Source organism: Secundilactobacillus kimchicus JCM 15530 (genome assembly GCF_001433995.1).
GTDB lineage: Bacteria > Bacillota > Bacilli > Lactobacillales > Lactobacillaceae > Secundilactobacillus > Secundilactobacillus kimchicus.
In genome coordinates this window covers 44,731-62,110 of sequence record NZ_AZCX01000004.1, presented here as the reverse complement: position 1 = coordinate 62,110, position 17,380 = coordinate 44,731, and the positions used below count along the sequence as shown (strand labels likewise).

The following is a 17,380-nucleotide window of genomic DNA, read 5'->3' as shown; positions in this document are numbered from 1 at the left end:
CACCCAATAACCCTAGTGAGAGTTTTTAGATGTCATTCCTTTAACCATATGATTAATCCAATTTAAGAGCGGTTGGCGACCCTTTCCGACTAGCCCAATCACTTCCACGAATAATTCAAGGCCAATCAGACTCGCAACGGTTAACAGTGCCGCTCCCCACATTGGAGAAATGGGGTAGAGCAGCGAAATAAACGCAAAAATCAACGCAATTCCGTAGATAACCAGGACCGTCTGCCGGTGAGTTAACCCCATTTGCATCAAGCGATGGTGGAGATGATGCTTATCAGCGTGAGAGATGGGTTGCTTGTTTAAGATTCGGCGCAAAATGGCGTATACCGTATCGGTGATAGGAACCCCTAAAATAATCACGGGAATAATCACGGAGATAATGGTCACGTTCTTCAATCCATAGAGCGAAAAAACCGAAATCATGAACCCGATGAACAAGGCGCCAGTATCACCAAGGTAAATTCGGGCCGGAAAGAAATTATAGGGCAAAAACCCAATCATTGCGGCAACTAACGCAAAAATGGCAACGCCCACAAACGTATTAGCCACGTTTAAGAAGAATAAGCCCGTCACACCCATCGTTGAGAGTGAAATAATGCCGACCCCGGTGGCTAACCCATCCAGACCATCAATCAAGTTGACGGCATTAGTGATAGCTAAAATCCACAACCACGTGACGGGTAAACTCAACCACCCCAAATCCACCATTCCCACGAACGGTAACGTCAAGTGGGCCATTTTCAAACCGGCCACAAAATAAACTTCTAAAGCGGCAAGGGAGATACCAAGCACTTTTTGGCGGGGCTTCAAAACAAATATGTCATCTATAATCCCTGTCACAATGATGATCACTTCACCACCGAAGACGCCCCATAACTGGACCGTCGGAATTTGTTCACGCAGTAAAAAAACGGTCGCAAACGTATAAGCCAAAAAGATCGCTAAGCCACCCATTGTGGGCATCGGAACCTTATTGACGCGTCGTGCATTCGGGTTGTCAATGGCCCCAACTCGAAACGCCAGCTTGCGAACGAAGGGTGTCAGCACCGCTGACAGGATCATGGTCGCAAATAAACTGACGATGATTTCGAACTTCATAGCGTCTCCTCTCTTCATGTCAATTGAACCCATTATACAAACTGTCGCGGTGAAACTCAATTCCCGCTGAATAAAAATTCTTGTGTAATTGGCTCGATTGTGAGCAATATAATCGCCCGATTTGTGATTTTCACTAATTTTTAATCTAGAATTCAATGGTGCCAAACTTTAAAGCCTTGCCTTTTTAAAGAAATATTATTATAATCTATTTGTGAAGTGAAAACGCTTTGCAAGTTTGTGAAATGGTTACATATATTTGAAAGGAGTGTTTAGTATGGCTAGCAACGCAACGCAAGCCAAAAATCAGGCACCGGAGCACGAACCAGCACCGATTTTGCAACAGATGGCTATTTTTGCATCAGTTCTTTTCGTTTCATCTTTGATTTCGCCATTATTCCCAAAATCGTTCCCAGTTCCGACGCCAGTTATTGGTTTGGTTTTGATGTACCTTTTATTGGCAACCCACATCATCAAGTTATACCAGATTGAAAAGATGGCTGACTTTTTGATTAGTCTGATTGCTTTCTTGTTTGTTCCTTCTGGAGTCCAAATGGCGGCTTCCCTGAACGTGTTTACCGAACACGGTCCAATGGATGGTGTCATGATGATTGTGACCATCATTTTAGCCACCATCATCTTACTTGTTGTCATTGCCTACACTACGGCTTGCTTCATGTGGGTTTCACGAAAACTCTTCCACAAGAGCACGGATGTCGAGTAAGCATTACCTTCAGAGTCAAAAAGAAAGGATTGAGATAAATGACATGGGTTACGTTTTTAGGTAACGCAACCGACCCGAAAATCGGTGGGATTGCCTTCTTCGGTATTTTCCTATCGTTGGTCGTGTTCTTGATTGGTCAATGGTTATTTAAGATTTCAAATGGTTTCTTCCTATTCCAACCACTGTTCGTCGGGATGGTTCTTGGGATCTTCATTTTATGGCTATTATCAAAATGGTTTGGCGTTGCTTTGCCAACCTTCTATACCGCAGCATACAAACCAGGTGGCGACATCTTATTCTGGTTCTTGAACCCAGCAACCATCGCCTTCGCCGTCCCACTTTACCGACGGAACGACGTTTTCAAAAAATTCTGGTTAGAAATTATTCTATCGTTAGTTGTTGGAATGGTCATCTCCCTCTTTGCAATCTACTACATTTCAAAGGGTCTTGGCTTAAACAACGACGTTATTTCATCAATGTTACCTCAAGCTGCAACGACTGCCATTGCGATGCCAATTTCTGGTGCCATTGGCGGGACGCCAGCTGTTACCGCAATGGCCTGCATCTTGAACGCCGTGCTGATTTACGCATTGGCTGACATCTTGATCAAGGTCTTCCGCTTAAACAGCGATCCAGTTGGAGCCGGTCTGGGTCTTGGGACTGCCGGTCACACGGTGGGTTCAGCTAAAGCCGTTCAATTAGGTTCTGTTCAAGGGGCCATGGCTTCAATCGCCGTTGTTGTTATTTCAATCGTGGTTGACGTTGTTGTGCCACCATTTGCTCACATGATGGGATTGTTCTAAACGATTCTGCATTGAAAAAGCTAGAACGCATCAGCGTTCTAGCTTTTTATTTAGCTTTCTGACTAACAGGGAGTTTAACCCCGGCTAAGCCACCTTATAAACCTCCCGGGGTCACTTTCCCTAAACTATCACTTTCGCGCTTATTAGACCTTAAAAAGCCCACCAGTCGACAATCAATCGTCGACTGGTGGGCTTTCGTTTAATGACTCAAATATACGCTAAATCCGCTTTTCAAAACCCAGTAACCACAAATTAACGCTTTAAGTGGTAGCTGTAGGTTGAAACAATGATGTTTTCCCGCGTATTTAAGGCAGTTCGGAGACGAAGCGCTGTCTGATTATGCAAAACGTTTTGCCATGGATGACGCGGCACGAATTGTGGAACTAGAACCGTTGTGGTGAAATTCCGTTCCGTCGCCCGTTTTGCAATCACATCACAAAACCGTAACGTTGGCGTGATGATTGACCGGTATGAAGAGTGAATATCAACAAACCGAACATCCGGAAATTCTGCTTTGAATTTCTGAGCAGTCTTGTGTTCCTTCGTCGGATTTTCATCGAACGAAACGTGCATGGCAATGACGTAGTCCCCGACAGATCGGGCGTAACTAATCGCGTTTGCGGTCACCCGCGTGACGTTAGAAACCAGCACGATAACCGTCGAACCGTCATAACGGTGATCAACTTGCTTGGCGTCAGCCTCGCTGACCCGGAGTTGACGCGCGACATTGGCATAGTGCGTGTGAATTCGGTAGAACAGGTAAATCAATGCGGGCATCACAATTAAGTAAGGCCAGACATTTTCAAACCGCAAGAAGAACAAAATGACCACTAAGGTAGCTGAGATAACAGCACCCAAAAGGTTGATTGTGGCTTTAAGCGGCCAAAGACCACCCCGTTCTCGAATCCAGTGACGAATCATCCCGGATTGCGACAATGTGAATGGGACGAATACCCCAATCGCATATAGCGGAATGAGCCGACTCGTTTGCCCCTGGAAGATAATGATCAAAATAATTGCCCCTAACGCCAGGGAGATAATCCCGTTAGAGTACCCTAACCGATCGCCTCGATCAAGATAAGCGTGGGGTAAAAATTTGTCTTTGGCTAAGTTGTAAGCCAAGATAGGAAAGGCCGAGAAACCCGTGTTCGCAGCCACCGCCAAAATGGCCGCCGTCGCTAATTGTAAAATATAATAAAGGACGCCGTGACCAAAGACCGCAGTCCCAATTTGGGAAAGAACGGTATTATCCGCCAGCGGTCGAATGCCCAGGTAGTAACTCAAAAACGTGATACCAGCAAAGAAGATTGCCAGAATCGTCGCCATAATTCCAAGCGTTGCCGAAGCATTATGGCTTTTGGGATTATGAAAGTTTGGCACCGCATTACTGATGGCCTCAACCCCAGTTAATGACGATGACCCACTTGAAAATGCCCGCAGGAACAATAGAACCGTCATTCCGCTAACGGACGAATTGATGCTGGCTGCCGCATGGTATTCAACTTTCCCCGTCATAATGTTGTACAAGCCAACGCCAATCATCAAGATGATCATCGTGATAAACAAGTAAACTGGAAAGGTCAAAAACGACGCCGAATCACGTAATCCCCGTAAGTTCAGCCCCATGATCAAAATAACGATTAGAACGGCCAATAAGACCTGATGGTGGGCCAAGGACGGCACCGCAGAAACGATTGCATCCGTACCAGACGTCACCGAAACGGCCACCGTCAACATGTAATCGACCAGAAGTGAACCACCAGCAACTAGTCCAGCGTTAGTCCCCCAGTTCTTCGTTGCAACGAGGTAGGCCCCACCACCGGAAGGATACGCATGAATAATTTGCTGATAGGACAACGTAATGGCAAACAGCAAAATTAAAACTAAAACGGCAACCCAGATTTGGTACATCAGAGCCGCTGCTGAAACTGTAATCAGGACAGCTGTAATTTGCTCGGTCCCATAAGCCACTGATGACAACGCATCTGATGATAAAAGTGCCAGCGCCTTAAACTTCGATAGCGCTTGGCCGCCTTCTTCTGTGGTCTTCAACGGTTTCCCAATTAAAAACCGCTTCAAATAACGCCACATACTTCTTAACCCCTTTTGCATGAAGAAGTGCCACCAACCTAGCATCACCTGCTATCGTTGGCGGCTCCCTTCATGATCTACTTTTTCTCTTACCTGCCGACTCGCGACAGCGAAATCAATTGGTATTGTACACCAATCGTCGGGGAAATACTATATTACTTTCGCCGCCATTGCAATTAAAGCGCTTAGTCAAAAAAAGCACCCCATAACGGAGTGCTTCAAAAAATCAATTAATTACATCATGCCGCCCATACCTGGTTGTGCAGGTGCAGCTGGCGCAGCATCGTCCTTTGGTTCATCAGCAACAACGGCTTCAGTCGTTAGCAGTAAAGCTGAAACAGAGGCTGCATTTTGAAGTGCTGAGCGAGTAACCTTGGTTGGATCAACAATCCCAGCACCGACCATATCAACGTATGCATCAGTGGCAGCGTTGTAACCAACACCGGCCTTTTCACCCTTCAAGTGTTCAACAATAACAGAACCTTCAAGACCGGCGTTCTCAGCGATTTGACGAACTGGTTCCTCAAGGGCGCGACGAACGATGGCAACACCAGTTGCTTCATCGCCTTCTGCCTTGACCTTGTCCACATCACCGATAACGTTGATTAATGCAGTTCCACCGCCAGGTACAAATCCTTCTTCAACAGCGGCACGAGTAGCGTTTAAGGCGTCTTCGATTCGGTACTTACGTTCCTTTAATTCGGTTTCGGTAGCAGCCCCAACCCGAACCACAGCAACACCGCCAGCCATCTTGGCTAAGCGTTCCTTCAACTTGTCACGGTCAAAGTCAGAAGTCGTTGCATCGATCTGCGTCTTGATTTCGTTGACCCGTTCATCGATTTGTTCCTTTGAACCGGCACCTTCAACGACCGTTGTGTTGTCTTTTGTCACGTTAACCTTATTAGCTTGGCCCAATTGATCAATGGTTGCATCTTTCAAGTTCAAGCCTAAGTCATCAGTAATCACCGTTCCACCAGTCAAAACAGCGATATCTTGCAATTGAGCTTTACGACGATCGCCAAAGCCTGGTGCCTTGACAGCAACAACGTTAAACGTCCCGCGCATCTTGTTTAAGACCAAGGTTGGCAAAGCTTCGCCGGTAATGTCATCAGCAATAATCAAGAGTGAACGGCTTTGTTCAACAACTGATTGCAACAATGGCAAGATGTCTTGAATGTTTGAAATCTTCTTGTCAGTAATTAAAATGTACGGGTTGTCAAGGTTAGCTTCCATCTTGTCGTTATCTGTTACCATGTATTGTGACATGTAACCACGATCGAATTGCATCCCTTCAACAACGTCCAGACTCGTATCAACACCACGTGATTCTTCAATGGTGATCACACCGTCATTGCCAACCTTTTCCATTGCGTCAGCGATTAACTTCCCGGTTTCCTCGCTAGCTGATGAAATAGCAGCGATTTGAGCAATATCATCCTTCGTAGCAACCTTGTGGCTCATCTTGTGAAGTGCTTCAACCGCTGCATTCGTGGCCTTTTCAATCCCGCGACGAATCCCAACTGGGTTCGCACCGGCTGTCACATTCTTCATCCCTTCGTTAACGATGGCTTGAGTCAAAACAGTCGCAGTGGTAGTACCATCACCAGCGATATCATTCGTCTTAGAAGCCACTTCAGCGACCAACTTAGCGCCCAAATTTTCAAAATGATCAGAAAGTTCGATGGCCTTAGCAATGGTTACCCCATCGTTAGTGATAGTTGGGCTACCATATGATTGTTCCAAAACTACGTTACGACCCTTTGGTCCGATGGTTGTTTTTACAGTATCTGCTAATTGATCAACCCCGCGAAGCATTGCGGCCCGGGCGTCTTCAGAAAACTTCAATTCCTTTGCCATTCTATCGTTCACCTCATAGTAAGTTTATTTAATACTGAATAATGGGTCTTCACGATCCTTAGTCCACGATGGCGACTAAGTCCTTTTCGTGTACCACTAGATAGGTTGCACCGTCGTATTCAACTTCAGTCCCGGCGTACTTGTCAAACAATACCGTTTGGCCTTCCTTAACTGCTGGTGCAACGGTGTCACCGTTATCCAACGTTCTACCGGTACCAACTGCAATAACCTTTGCAGTTTGAGGCTTTTCTTGCGCGTTGCTAGCTAAAACGATGCCACCAACCGTTTGTTCCTCGTCTTCTTGTGCTTGTAAAATAACACGGTCTCCTAATGGTTTTAACACTTGAATCCCTCCAGTTAAACAATTATTTAGCACTGTTAGCACTCATCTAACATAAGTGCTAATCACAAGTCTTAATATAAGATTTTTCTCCCTGAAATGCAAGTCATTTAACCAAAAATAATAAAAAAAGCCGCTACCACGTTTAGCGCGTGTAGCGACCAAGTATTATTTATCTTCTTCGTTATAGTGTTCCAGAAAGTAAATTAACGTCTGTAATTCATTGGTGAGGTCCACGTTTTGAACCCGAACGTTTGATGGGACCGATACTCGAATTGGCGTAAAATTCAAGATTCCTCGGATGCCACCTTCAACCGCTTCGGTTGTGACTTCTTGAGCCACACTAGCAGGAACTGTCAGAATGGCCACTTTAATCTGTTGGTCGCGCAATTGTTGGCGCAATTGGGCCATCGGATAGATTGGTACCCCACTCAACACTGTATTAGCAAGGTCTGGGTTCACATCAAAAGCCGCGCTAATGCGAACGTTACTATTTTGATGGAAGTTAAAGTTCAACAGCGCGTTGCCCAGGTTCCCAACACCAATCAAGGCAGCATTAGTTAACCGGTCCTGATTTAAAATCTTCTTGAAGAACTTGAGCAAACTGTCAACGTCATACCCATAGCCTCGTTTACCAAGGGCCCCAAAGTAGGAGAAATCTCGACGAATAGTCGCTGAATCGACCTTTACGGCATCGGATAGTTCAGTAGAACTCACCCGTGTTTTGTCAGCGTCCTTTAGGATGTTTAAATAGCGATAGTAGATGGGTAACCGTTTAGCGGTTGCTCTTGGAATTTTTGTTTCTGTCACGGTGGCTCCTCCTTGTGAATTGTATGTAGTGATGAGACTAGCTAATTCCGATTTCTCGATAATTGAGCTCCATTTCAACTTGTGAAATTTTCATCTGAACCCATTGTAGCATACTTGAATTGTTTGTGAAAATTATTTCAATAGAAAACTAACAAAGGCCCTTTTCCGACACGCCGAAAACACGACAAATATGGTAAAATAAACGGGCAGAAGAAAGGTAGTTGATAACATGCTATTGCAAGTCCAACAGGTGACCCGACGATTTGGGGCAGACGTTTTATTTGAAAACGTTAATATGGATATACCCGAAAACGGTCGGGTTGCGCTCGTCGGGCGAAACGGTGCGGGAAAATCAACGTTAATTCGTATGATCGCGGGCATTGACGCCCCAGACGAGGGGCAAATTGTCACCAAAAAAGGCCTCACCGTAGGCTATCTTGCTCAAGATGCAGGATTGGACACCACTAATACCATTTGGAATGAAATGGCCAGCGTATTTAAGGATCTTCAAGATCAAGAGCAACGCCTTCACGACCTTGAATCTGAAATGAGTGATCCAGCAGTTATTGCTGATACCGAAAAATTGGCCAAAGTCAGTGATGCTTATGATCAATTGCAAACTGACTTTAAAGCTCGCAACGGGTATGGATACCGAGCCGAAATTCGCGGCGTGCTCCACGGCTTTGAATTTGGCGAGACCGATTACGATCGGCCGGTGACCGAGCTTTCTGGTGGTCAAAAAACCCAGTTAGCCCTGGCAAAATTGTTGCTTGAAAAACGAGACCTCCTTATTCTTGATGAGCCGACCAACCACTTGGATGTCGAAACACTCACCTGGTTAGAAGGCTATATTCAATCCTATAAAGGGGCCCTGCTGATTGTCTCCCATGACCGGTATTTTTTGGATCGAATTGTCTCTGAGGTCTACGATATGGCCGCTGGCACCCTCACTCAATACCACGGTAATTACTCCCAATTCGTTGACCAAAAGGCCGCCCAGTTAAGACGGGAGTGGAAGGAATACGAAAAACAACAGGACAAAATTTCAAAGTTGGAAGACTTTGTTAACCGTAATATCGTTCGCGCCTCAACGACAAAGCGGGCCCAAGCGCGGCGGAAACAACTCGAAAAAATGGACCGGATTGAACGACCGGAAAACGACGATCGCGTGGCCCGGTTCGAGTTTACTCCGCACCGCCAAAGCGGCAACATTGTGTTAGAAGCAGACCAACTCGCCATCGGTTACACTGCCGATCATGTGTTGGCTGAACCCGTCAACCTTGACGTTAAGAAGCATCAAGCTATTGCCATTGTTGGGCCTAACGGGGTCGGTAAATCAACCTTGCTGAAGACCCTTTTAGGCAAAATTCCAGCTATTCGAGGTCAATTTCGGTTTGGAACCGGCGTTGATACTGGGTACTACGATCAAGAACAAGCTTCATTACACAACAAAAAAACCGTCTTAGCAGAACTATGGGACGATCATCCGACAACTCCTGAGGGCGATATCCGGACTATTTTGGGAAGTTTTTTATTTACTGGAGAAGACGTGGACAAGCTCGTTCACAGCCTCAGTGGCGGTGAAAAAGCCCGATTACTACTCACCAAGCTCGCAATGAAACACGACAATTTCTTGATTCTTGATGAGCCAACGAACCACTTAGATATCGACAGTCGGCAGGTGCTCGAAAACACACTGAATGATTTCGATGGCACCATTTTGTTCGTCTCTCACGACCGGTACTTTATCAACCAAGTGGCCACTTCGGTGGTCGAACTCAGCGCTGACGGGACCACGTTATACATGGGTGATTACGATTATTACGTTGATAAAAAAGACGAGCAAGAAGCCCTCAAGGCGCAAGCTGAAGCGGCGACTAATCCGATCATCGCAGCCCCCAGTGATAGTTCAAAACAGCAGTATCAGCAGTCTAAGGACCGCCAAAAGCAAGTGCGTAAGTTGCAACGACAAGTGGACGCGTTAGAGGCTCAGGTGACGACGCTAGGAGAACAAAAAGCGGCATTGGAAGCTGAAATGAGCAAACCGGAAGTCTTTTCTGACCGGGACCAACTCGCTAAAATTCAGGTTCAGTTCGGTACCGTTAGTGACGACTTAGATCAGGCTGAAGCGGCCTGGGAAGAAGCAGCAACTGAACTTGAGACCTTTTCCGAATCCTAAGAGCGACCATTCTTAACTCACGGTTCTCACATGCTAAAAAAGCTGCGGTAGACTTGATTATGATCAAGTTTACCGCAGCTTTTGTCTTTTCTGCGCACTGAATTGTTTAACCTCACCTTTTAAAGAACGATCTGCTTTGATTAACGTTCGAGGTAATCAAAGTCCAGGCTAGGATCAGCGTTTAAGGTTGCGTCTCCCAGCTGACCTTGTTCGAATGCGACCGCAGCGGCCGCCCCCACCATCGCGGCATTATCCCCGCAAAGAGCTAATGGCGCTTTAACAAGGTGGGTCGTCTCAATGCCCGCAACCTCACTTGCTAGCCGTTCTCGCAGCCCTTGATTAGCGGCAACACCACCCGCTAAGATCAACTGATGAACAGGATAATCGTGCAATGCACGGACCGTCTTGTCAGCTAGCACGTCAACCACCGCCTGCTGGAAGCTAGCAGCTAAATTAGACCGGTCCAGAGTTTCTCCAATTTGATCGGCATGGTGCACGGTATTAATGAACGCACTCTTAAGACCGCTGAAACTAAAATCATAGCTATCGTCATGATCCATTGCTCGCGGAAAATCGAAGACGTCTTGCCCCTGATGAGCTAGCTGGTCGACTTCCTTTCCCGCCGGATAGTTAATCCCCAGCACTCGGCCAATTTTGTCATAAGCTTCACCCGCCGCATCATCCCGTGTTTCACCGATGATTTTAAATTCACCGATGCGTGGCATATAAACGAGTTCGGTGTGGCCGCCAGAAACCAACAGTGCTAACGCCGGAAACTCAATCGGTTCAACAAACCGTGCCGCATAAATGTGGCCCGCCATGTGGTTAATTGGTAATAACGGTAAATTATGGGCAAAAGCAACCGTCTTAGCAGCTGTTACCCCAATTAATAAGGCGCCCACCAACCCCGGTCCATAGGTAACGGCAACGGCTGATAAGTCGTCATAAGTCACACCCGCTTGTTCTAACGCAAGGTTGAGACAGTCAGTAATCTGTTCAATATGATGGCGACTGGCAACTTCTGGTACCACACCACCAAATCGCTGATGACTTTTAATTTGGGTGGCAACGACATTCGACAAAATAGTATGACCGTCTTCAACCACCGCCACACTCGTTTCATCACAACTCGTTTCAAATGCTAATATCAGGGTTCTGGCCACGTTTTTAACTTCCTTTCAAAGTGTCTTCTTCATCAATAACGCATCCTCTTGAGGGTCTCGATAGTATTGGTGACGCCGTCCAATCGTCGAAAACCCCAGTTTTTTATACAACGTTTGGGCTTTTTGGTTGTGGGCCCGTACTTCCAAAAACAGACTCACCGGTGACGGCATTTGCGAAAACAACTGCCGAAATAAGGCAGTTGCAATCCCCTGGTGCTGATGACTTGGGTGAACAGCAACAATGGTCACGTCGACTTGATCAAGCACCTGAACAACACCGACAAACCCGATAATCGCGTCGTCTGCGCGGGCCACAACATAACGACTTTGGGGCATCTTTTGATCGGCTAAAAACGTTGCTTCAGACCACGGCGAGCCCGTGGGGTACGCAGCTTCGGCAATCTGATAACAAGCTTTGGCCAAAGCCGGCTGAGCTTGACTTAGCCGTTGACCTTGATAGTCTTCGACTTGCAGATTCATCGTTAAGACTCCTTTACTAACGGCAATACCATGTCGACGGCATCCTCGTGATCCCCAAAATAATACCCTTTTTTGAGTCCGACCTGTTCGAAGCCCAGATCGCGGTATAGTTGTTGGGCCCGAACGTTGCTACGCCGCACCTCTAGTGAAACCTGACGCAACTCCAAGTCGCGGGCTTTTTTTATCATCACTGCAATCAAGAAGTGCCCTAGTCCCCGGCTTTGATAATCCGGTACCACTGCAATATTGGTAATGTGGGCATCCCGCTTAGCATCTGAAAACGAACACCCGATAAAAGCCAACAATCGGTCGTTGCGGCGAAGCACCAAGTATAATCGATCACGAGTGCGTTTTAATTCCGATGCAAAAGCTGACGAATCCCACGGCGTTTTCCCACCATACACTGCACGTTCGATGCCCAGCATTTCCGGAACATCAGTAAATTGTGCTTTAGCCAGAAAATAGTTAACATCGTCGATGATCACTTGATGATTTTTTATGTCTAATGCATCTTCAAATCGCGTATCACGAATTTGGAAAAGCTGCTGATACCAGCCTTTAAATTTTTTCAACATACGAGTGTCCATCCTCTTTTGGGTGTTGCGCTTGCCAATCTGCTTCGGCTTTCGTTAAGCGTAAATAGCGGGGAACAAAACCGTCCACGTCTTTAATAGCGGGAAGCTGTTGCGCAATCCGGGCTACTTGAGTGGCTTGGGGTAAACTAAAAACGGGGTTCAACACAGTCACCCGATCCCCTAGCTGAGCTACCAATCGGTCCTCAAAATGAGCAGTATCTCCTAACACAATTAGCGACTCGTGAGCCTTATCTAACGTTTCCAAAAACTGGTCAAATGGCTGGTGAGCATCTGCTGTCACCTCAGTTGGAACCCCTTGATGAATTCGATAGACCCCCGCAAAAACATTATCATTCCGACCATCAAACAAGACAGCCACTAGCTGATTTTCATGGCTGATATTAGCGGCAAGCGTCTGAAGACTGGAAACCCCTACCAACTCAATATTGAGCGTAGCAGCAAGCGTCTTGGCCGTTGTGACACCAATCCGTAAACCCGTGTATGACCCGGGGCCATCAGCAACAACGACACGGTCCAAATCAGCGGGTTTAACACCGCTGGTTGCCATTAATCGCTCAATGATTGGTGCCAAATAAGCCGCGTGTTTTTGTTCAACCGTTACCGTTTCAGTTGCTAAGACTCTTGAGTCTTCCAGAACCGCCACGCTAAGCGGTTGATTCGACGTGTCCATTGCTAATATCTTCATTCCATTTGATCCCCTCTACCTGAATTCCAGCAACTATCATAACACCCACTTGTTACAGACGCAAAAAAGGCGGTTAACAAACCGCCCCTATATCTGTTTTGCAACTGGCTGCCAATGACATTCGGCCTCCGTTGCGACTTCGCCATCAGGCATCTTAATTCGGTGCTTGGTGATAATTGGCTCTTGGTTGTCCGTGACCAAGGCTGCTTGGCTGATAACGTCATTGTGATACTGGACTTCGTTTTCAAAACGAATATTTAAAGCAACCAACCGGTGTCGGCTTAAAAAGCTCATCGGCAGCGCATCCAGTAACCAGTCGAAATAGTGGGCATTATTGACGTGCCCATTTTGATCAATGTCAAAATACCGGACGCGGTACTGTTTTTCCATCAGCTGTTCGTCGGCGGCCAACCGCATTGGCCGGCCCAACCGAGGGATCATTTTGACCACTTCCGCGTCGAACGGCGCAATCACGTCTTCGGGAATCGAAATCATCTTGCGCGTATTTCGGTCCATCACGACCCAGATACTATCCACGTGCACGCATTCCTTCCCAGTCGCGTCGGTTAACCAAAACTCACGAAATGCAAAGTATCGATTATACGACGTCGCACGAGTGGCAACCGTCACCTTCTCACCAACTTTAGGCATCCGGTCAATGGCCATCTTATACTGGGTCACGACCCAACCTAACGACTGCTTGGCTAGGTATTCTTCACCAACGCCCAAGGCTTCTGTTTGGCCCTCTGACACCATTAAAACAACGTTCATTAACATTGCGGGCGTCAAATTGCTTGTAACATCGACCTCATAGTGCGTAATTATATGTTCTTGTTTATAGACAGATGCTCCCATCAGTGACTCCCCTAATCTTTTTCTATATGGTGAAATATTTGATAGACTTCTTGTTTCTTTAACCCGTGTAAATGGGCGACATTTTTAATTGCTTCCGTTGGTTTTTGCCCAGCATCAATCAGCGCTTGAACATGTTGCTCCAAAGGTAACTGACTAAAATTATCGTCAGGTGTGGTTTCTGGATGATCATTTCCACTGACAATCATCACGAATTCACCACGTACCTGGTCTGTTTTCGCCCACTGACTGACTTCGCCTAACGTCCCCCGGATGAATTCCTCGTGTTTTTTAGTAAGTTCTCGACCAAGAACAACCCGGCGTGACTCACCAAAAACGCTGACCAGACTTTGAAGGGTTTTAGCTAATCGATGAGGCGCTTCGTAAAAAATCAACGTCTCCGGCCGATCAACTAATTTAGCGAGCGCCTCTTTTTGGCGACTTGGCTTACGATCTAAAAAACCGTAAAAGTAAAAGGGTTGAGGGGCAATGCCAGACGCAATGAGCGCCGATATTCCCGCGTTAGCCCCAGGTAATGGCACAACTGGGAGATGTTGCTCAACACAAGCCGCTACCAACTCTTTTCCGGGATCACTAATTGATGGCGTCCCGGCATCGCTTACCTGAGCAATCGAATCGCCACTTTGAAGTCGAGCAATCAGTTGGGGAATCCGTTCCTGAGTGTTATGTTCGTGAAAACTAATTTGTGGCGTTTCAATTTCAAAATGATTGAGTAATTTTTGGGTATTCCGCGTATCCTCAGCTGCAATCACGGCAACTTCTTTTAACACCGCAACGCTACGGTAAGTCATATCGCCCAAATTGCCAATTGGCGTCGGCACAAGGTACAACGCCCCCGTGGTGGTCTCCTTTGAAAAACTACTTTGACGTTGCATCCCAAACTCCTCCTGATTATCGTTCACCATAGATCACATCTAAGCAAAACGCGCACGACTCGCCCTTGTCCAGTCGAGTCCCATAGTCCCGATTGCAAACGTGGTAACCTTGCTCGTAAAGTTTTTCTAGTGTTTGCCGGGACTTTGATAATTGAGTCGACTGACCGCCACCTTCATCTTCAGCCAACAGTTCACGTAAATGTTGATTTTCAATCGTCAACTCAGCGTTTTCTTCCAACTTGGCTGTTACGGTTTTTTGCAGGTTATTAAATTTTTCTCGGACGGTCTCAAGGTCAGTTTCCAGGGCCTTTAACGCTTCAAAAATATCTTGATTATCCAACTGTTTTCCTTTCTGACCATACCAGAGCTATTTAAGTAGATCCAATCCGGCCAATGTCATAGTTTCTATAATGTTTTGAAAGTTCATATTACTGGCCAAGGCTGACTTCGTTTGTAGCGCAGTTTCAACTAATCGAAGAAGCGTTACTTCGTCAACCTGACTGGCCGTTTGAACCATCACGTCTCTGAGTTTCGGAAAGGCGATGGTTTGATTATCGAGGTATTTCAGATTTAGCGTTTCCTGCCACAAAATCACAACGACATCAAGCAAGATGGCTTGTCGAGATCGATCACTTGCCAGTGGCATCAAGCCCGTCTGAACCGTCACAAAGGCCGTTGCATCCCCCTTAACCAATTGAGTGTACCACCGGCCAACTTCAGCCTGAACCCGGGCCACCCAGTCGTCTTCCGTCATGGCCGTTGCATCCTCAACACTATTCGTTAACGCCCCTATCAGTGCCGCCTGATTGGCTGAGATACCCGCCCCAGTCAGCACCTCTTGAAAGGCTTTAGGGGCTAACGGACTAAATTCAACAAGTTGCGCCCGCGAAATAATGGTTGGTAAAATTAAACTTTTATTAGTCGTCAATAAAAAAATAACGCGGTTATCGGCCGGTTCTTCAATGAATTTTAGCAACCCGTTGGCTGCGTTTGGCGTTAACGTTTCAGCGCCTTCAATGATAAAAATCTTTGTTTTTCCCTCCACGGCACTCTTGGAAAATTCATCTTTTATGTGCCGAACTTGATCCACTTTGATTCGCTGACCTTCCGGTGCTTCCACCACGACGTCAGGATTATCGCCGGCCAAAATTCGCCGACATTCCGCGCAGTGCCCACATGGTAATCCATCAACCGTTGGCGTCTCACAGAAAAGACGCATCGCAACGCTCAACGCCAGCGCCTTTTTTCCGCACCCGGTCATTCCAGAAAACAGATAAGCATGACTCAACCGGGTTTCCCGAGCTAACGTCATAAAGTGGCGAGTCAGCGTCGGCTGCTTATCAAGGGCTTCTTCAATTGCCGATGTTGTCTGCACAGCGAGCCTCCTTAAAATTGGTGAAATGAATCAACCGGCATTACAAACACGGTGGCCCCGCCGACTTGAACTTCAACTGGGTACCCCGAAGTGCTATCCATCTGAGCATCCAAGTTAACAGGTGGGGTCATAAATTGTTGTCGGGTTCGCGATGTTTCGTTGATTAAGGCTAAGACCTCATCGACCCGGTCATCTTCGACCCCAATCATATAGGTCGTATTACCCGATTTCAGAAAGCCACCTGTCGTGGATAACCGAGTTGCCCGAATATTGGCCTCGACAAATTTTGTTCGTAAGTTATTGGCGTCTTTATCTTGAACAATTGCAATCACAAGTTTCATAGGAGTTCTCCTCTCAATCTCTAATAATGCGGTTCAACGTGGTCAAGGTTTCTTCAATAACCTGGTCGAGCGGCTGAGTGGCGTCAATTTTGATAATTCGCTCTGGAAAGCGCGCCAATAACCGAAGATATGCTGCTCGGACCCGTTGGTGAAACGCTAACGTTTCCGCATCGAGTCGGTCAACCGTTTCACGGTGCGCTTTAATTCTAGCCAAACCGACTTCAGATGGGACATCAAAGTATAGCGTTTTTTCTGGCATCAATCCGTTAGTCGCAAACATATTCATATCGTAAACCGCTTGCTCCCCGATTTGACGGCCAGCACCTTGATAAGCCACGGAACTATCGACAAACCGATCACAAATCACGACCTTGCCTGCCGCCATCGCCGGTTGGATGGTTTTTTTGACATTTTGTCGCCGGGAAGCAGCGTATAACAACGCTTCAGTCCGGTCATCCATCTCTGTATTTCGAGGGTCCAAAATAACCTGTCGAATGGCCTCAGCAATCTGGTTACCGCCCGGCTCTCTGGTGATTAGAATCCGCTGGTTATGGGCCCGTTGTAACCGGTCAGTAATCGCCGTTAAAACCGACGTTTTTCCAGCACCGTCTGGACCTTCAAAGCTAATAAATTGTCCTGTCACGCTCACTCTTCCTCACCTTGACTAAATTATTTTAATTGTACTTTAGAATCTCTGGGTTGTCTATCGGCCGACAACTAAAACGCGTCTTAGACGTTTTCAAGCCATAAAAGACCCGGCCAATTTGACGATTCGCCAAACTAACCGAGTCCTTTGTTGCGCTACGAGTTGTTCACACCCCGGGAACTGAACCAGTGTTCAATAATCGAAAACCGATGCTTGAATGTGCTTGCCCCGAACTTGGCGCCGACGCGCCTCCCGGTACAAAAAAAGGTACTTTTGACGAGCCAAGGCCGTCTGTGACGTCATTTCAACGTCGACATCCGCAACAGCAATTTCGGTCTCTTTTGCTTGATCCCACTCCTGTTTTGCCCGTTCGATGGCGTCTAGCAATTTGTCATCGAACTCGTGGCGTAACCGTTGTTTCTTTGATCCAAACATCGC

The 17,380-nt window shown here is 46.8% G+C and carries 19 protein-coding genes; 3 read left to right on the top strand and 16 right to left on the bottom strand.

What is annotated here, in order from left to right:
- Positions 1-12: 12 nt before the first annotated feature.
- On the bottom strand, positions 13-1,107 hold the full coding sequence (locus tag FC96_RS06475) for a glycosyltransferase family 4 protein (protein ID WP_056942432.1): 1,095 nt from the start codon (positions 1,105-1,107) through the stop codon (positions 13-15).
- A 274-nt stretch (positions 1,108-1,381) separates the two neighbouring features.
- On the opposite strand from FC96_RS06475, the gene FC96_RS06470 reads away from it, so the two are divergent.
- Together FC96_RS06470 and lrgB are read left to right on the top strand one after the other, a co-directional pair.
- On the top strand, positions 1,382-1,828 hold the full coding sequence (locus FC96_RS06470) for a CidA/LrgA family protein (protein ID WP_054660595.1): 447 nt from the start codon (positions 1,382-1,384) through the stop codon (positions 1,826-1,828).
- A 38-nt stretch (positions 1,829-1,866) separates the two neighbouring features.
- Complete coding sequence (gene lrgB, locus FC96_RS06465; RefSeq protein ID WP_056942431.1) at positions 1,867-2,631, top strand: antiholin-like protein LrgB; 765 nt, start codon at positions 1,867-1,869, stop codon at positions 2,629-2,631.
- Between the two features lie 252 nt (positions 2,632-2,883).
- Here the strand turns inward: lrgB and FC96_RS06460 are convergent, their stop codons facing one another.
- The 4 genes from FC96_RS06460 to FC96_RS06445 all read right to left on the bottom strand — a co-directional run bounded on the left by FC96_RS06460 (position 2,884) and on the right by FC96_RS06445 (position 7,729).
- On the bottom strand, positions 2,884-4,722 hold the full coding sequence (locus tag FC96_RS06460; protein ID WP_054660593.1) for an APC family permease: 1,839 nt from the start codon (positions 4,720-4,722) through the stop codon (positions 2,884-2,886).
- A 234-nt stretch (positions 4,723-4,956) separates the two neighbouring features.
- The gene (gene groL / locus FC96_RS06455) at positions 4,957-6,579 is read right to left on the bottom strand and encodes a chaperonin GroEL (RefSeq protein ID WP_054660591.1); all 1,623 of its coding nucleotides are present in this window, start codon (positions 6,577-6,579) and stop codon (positions 4,957-4,959) included.
- Positions 6,580-6,637: 58 nt separating this feature from the next.
- The gene (gene groES / locus FC96_RS06450; RefSeq protein WP_054660589.1) at positions 6,638-6,922 is read right to left on the bottom strand and encodes a co-chaperone GroES; all 285 of its coding nucleotides are present in this window, start codon (positions 6,920-6,922) and stop codon (positions 6,638-6,640) included.
- A gap of 165 nt (positions 6,923-7,087) precedes the next feature.
- Positions 7,088-7,729, bottom strand: coding sequence for a redox-sensing transcriptional repressor Rex (locus FC96_RS06445; RefSeq protein ID WP_054660587.1), 642 nt, complete (start codon positions 7,727-7,729; stop codon positions 7,088-7,090).
- A gap of 229 nt (positions 7,730-7,958) precedes the next feature.
- Between FC96_RS06445 and FC96_RS06440 the strand changes: the two genes are divergently transcribed.
- Entirely contained in the window at positions 7,959-9,908 is a 1,950-nt protein-coding gene (locus tag FC96_RS06440; RefSeq protein ID WP_056942430.1) for an ABC-F family ATP-binding cassette domain-containing protein, read from the top strand.
- 140 nt (positions 9,909-10,048) lie between these two features.
- Here FC96_RS06440 and tsaD read toward each other — a convergent pair whose 3' ends face one another.
- The 11 genes from tsaD to FC96_RS06385 all read right to left on the bottom strand — a co-directional run bounded on the left by tsaD (position 10,049) and on the right by FC96_RS06385 (position 17,377).
- Positions 10,049-11,071 carry a tRNA (adenosine(37)-N6)-threonylcarbamoyltransferase complex transferase subunit TsaD gene (gene tsaD / locus FC96_RS06435; RefSeq protein ID WP_056942429.1) on the bottom strand — a complete coding sequence of 341 codons (1,023 nt, stop codon included), beginning with the start codon at positions 11,069-11,071 and terminating at the stop codon, positions 10,049-10,051.
- A 15-nt stretch (positions 11,072-11,086) separates the two neighbouring features.
- Positions 11,087-11,551 (bottom strand): ribosomal protein S18-alanine N-acetyltransferase, encoded by a 465-nt coding sequence (gene rimI, locus FC96_RS06430; protein WP_056942428.1) that lies wholly within the window; start codon positions 11,549-11,551, stop codon positions 11,087-11,089.
- Positions 11,552-11,553: 2 nt separating this feature from the next.
- Positions 11,554-12,126 (bottom strand): ribosomal protein S18-alanine N-acetyltransferase, encoded by a 573-nt coding sequence (rimI, locus tag FC96_RS06425; RefSeq protein WP_056942427.1) that lies wholly within the window; start codon positions 12,124-12,126, stop codon positions 11,554-11,556.
- On the bottom strand, positions 12,110-12,832 hold the full coding sequence (tsaB, locus tag FC96_RS06420; protein WP_056942426.1) for a tRNA (adenosine(37)-N6)-threonylcarbamoyltransferase complex dimerization subunit type 1 TsaB: 723 nt from the start codon (positions 12,830-12,832) through the stop codon (positions 12,110-12,112). Before tsaB ends, rimI (FC96_RS06425) begins: the two co-directional genes overlap by 17 nt.
- Before the next feature lie 87 nt (positions 12,833-12,919).
- Positions 12,920-13,687 carry an acyl-[acyl-carrier-protein] thioesterase gene (locus FC96_RS06415; protein WP_056942425.1) on the bottom strand — a complete coding sequence of 256 codons (768 nt, stop codon included), beginning with the start codon at positions 13,685-13,687 and terminating at the stop codon, positions 12,920-12,922.
- Positions 13,688-13,698: 11 nt separating this feature from the next.
- On the bottom strand, positions 13,699-14,580 hold the full coding sequence (gene rsmI, locus FC96_RS06410; RefSeq protein WP_056942424.1) for a 16S rRNA (cytidine(1402)-2'-O)-methyltransferase: 882 nt from the start codon (positions 14,578-14,580) through the stop codon (positions 13,699-13,701).
- 16 nt (positions 14,581-14,596) lie between these two features.
- The gene (locus FC96_RS06405) at positions 14,597-14,920 is read right to left on the bottom strand and encodes a DNA replication initiation control protein YabA (protein WP_056942423.1); all 324 of its coding nucleotides are present in this window, start codon (positions 14,918-14,920) and stop codon (positions 14,597-14,599) included.
- Positions 14,921-14,947: 27 nt separating this feature from the next.
- Positions 14,948-15,955 carry a DNA polymerase III subunit delta' gene (gene holB / locus FC96_RS06400; RefSeq protein WP_056942422.1) on the bottom strand — a complete coding sequence of 336 codons (1,008 nt, stop codon included), beginning with the start codon at positions 15,953-15,955 and terminating at the stop codon, positions 14,948-14,950.
- 11 nt (positions 15,956-15,966) lie between these two features.
- On the bottom strand, positions 15,967-16,296 hold the full coding sequence (locus tag FC96_RS06395) for a cyclic-di-AMP receptor (protein ID WP_054660577.1): 330 nt from the start codon (positions 16,294-16,296) through the stop codon (positions 15,967-15,969).
- 13 nt (positions 16,297-16,309) lie between these two features.
- Positions 16,310-16,939: a dTMP kinase gene (tmk, locus tag FC96_RS06390; protein WP_056942421.1), complete on the bottom strand. Its 630-nt coding sequence runs from the start codon at positions 16,937-16,939 to the stop codon at positions 16,310-16,312.
- A 195-nt stretch (positions 16,940-17,134) separates the two neighbouring features.
- On the bottom strand, positions 17,135-17,377 hold the full coding sequence (locus tag FC96_RS06385; RefSeq protein ID WP_056942420.1) for a YaaL family protein: 243 nt from the start codon (positions 17,375-17,377) through the stop codon (positions 17,135-17,137).
- Positions 17,378-17,380: the final 3 nt, after the last annotated feature.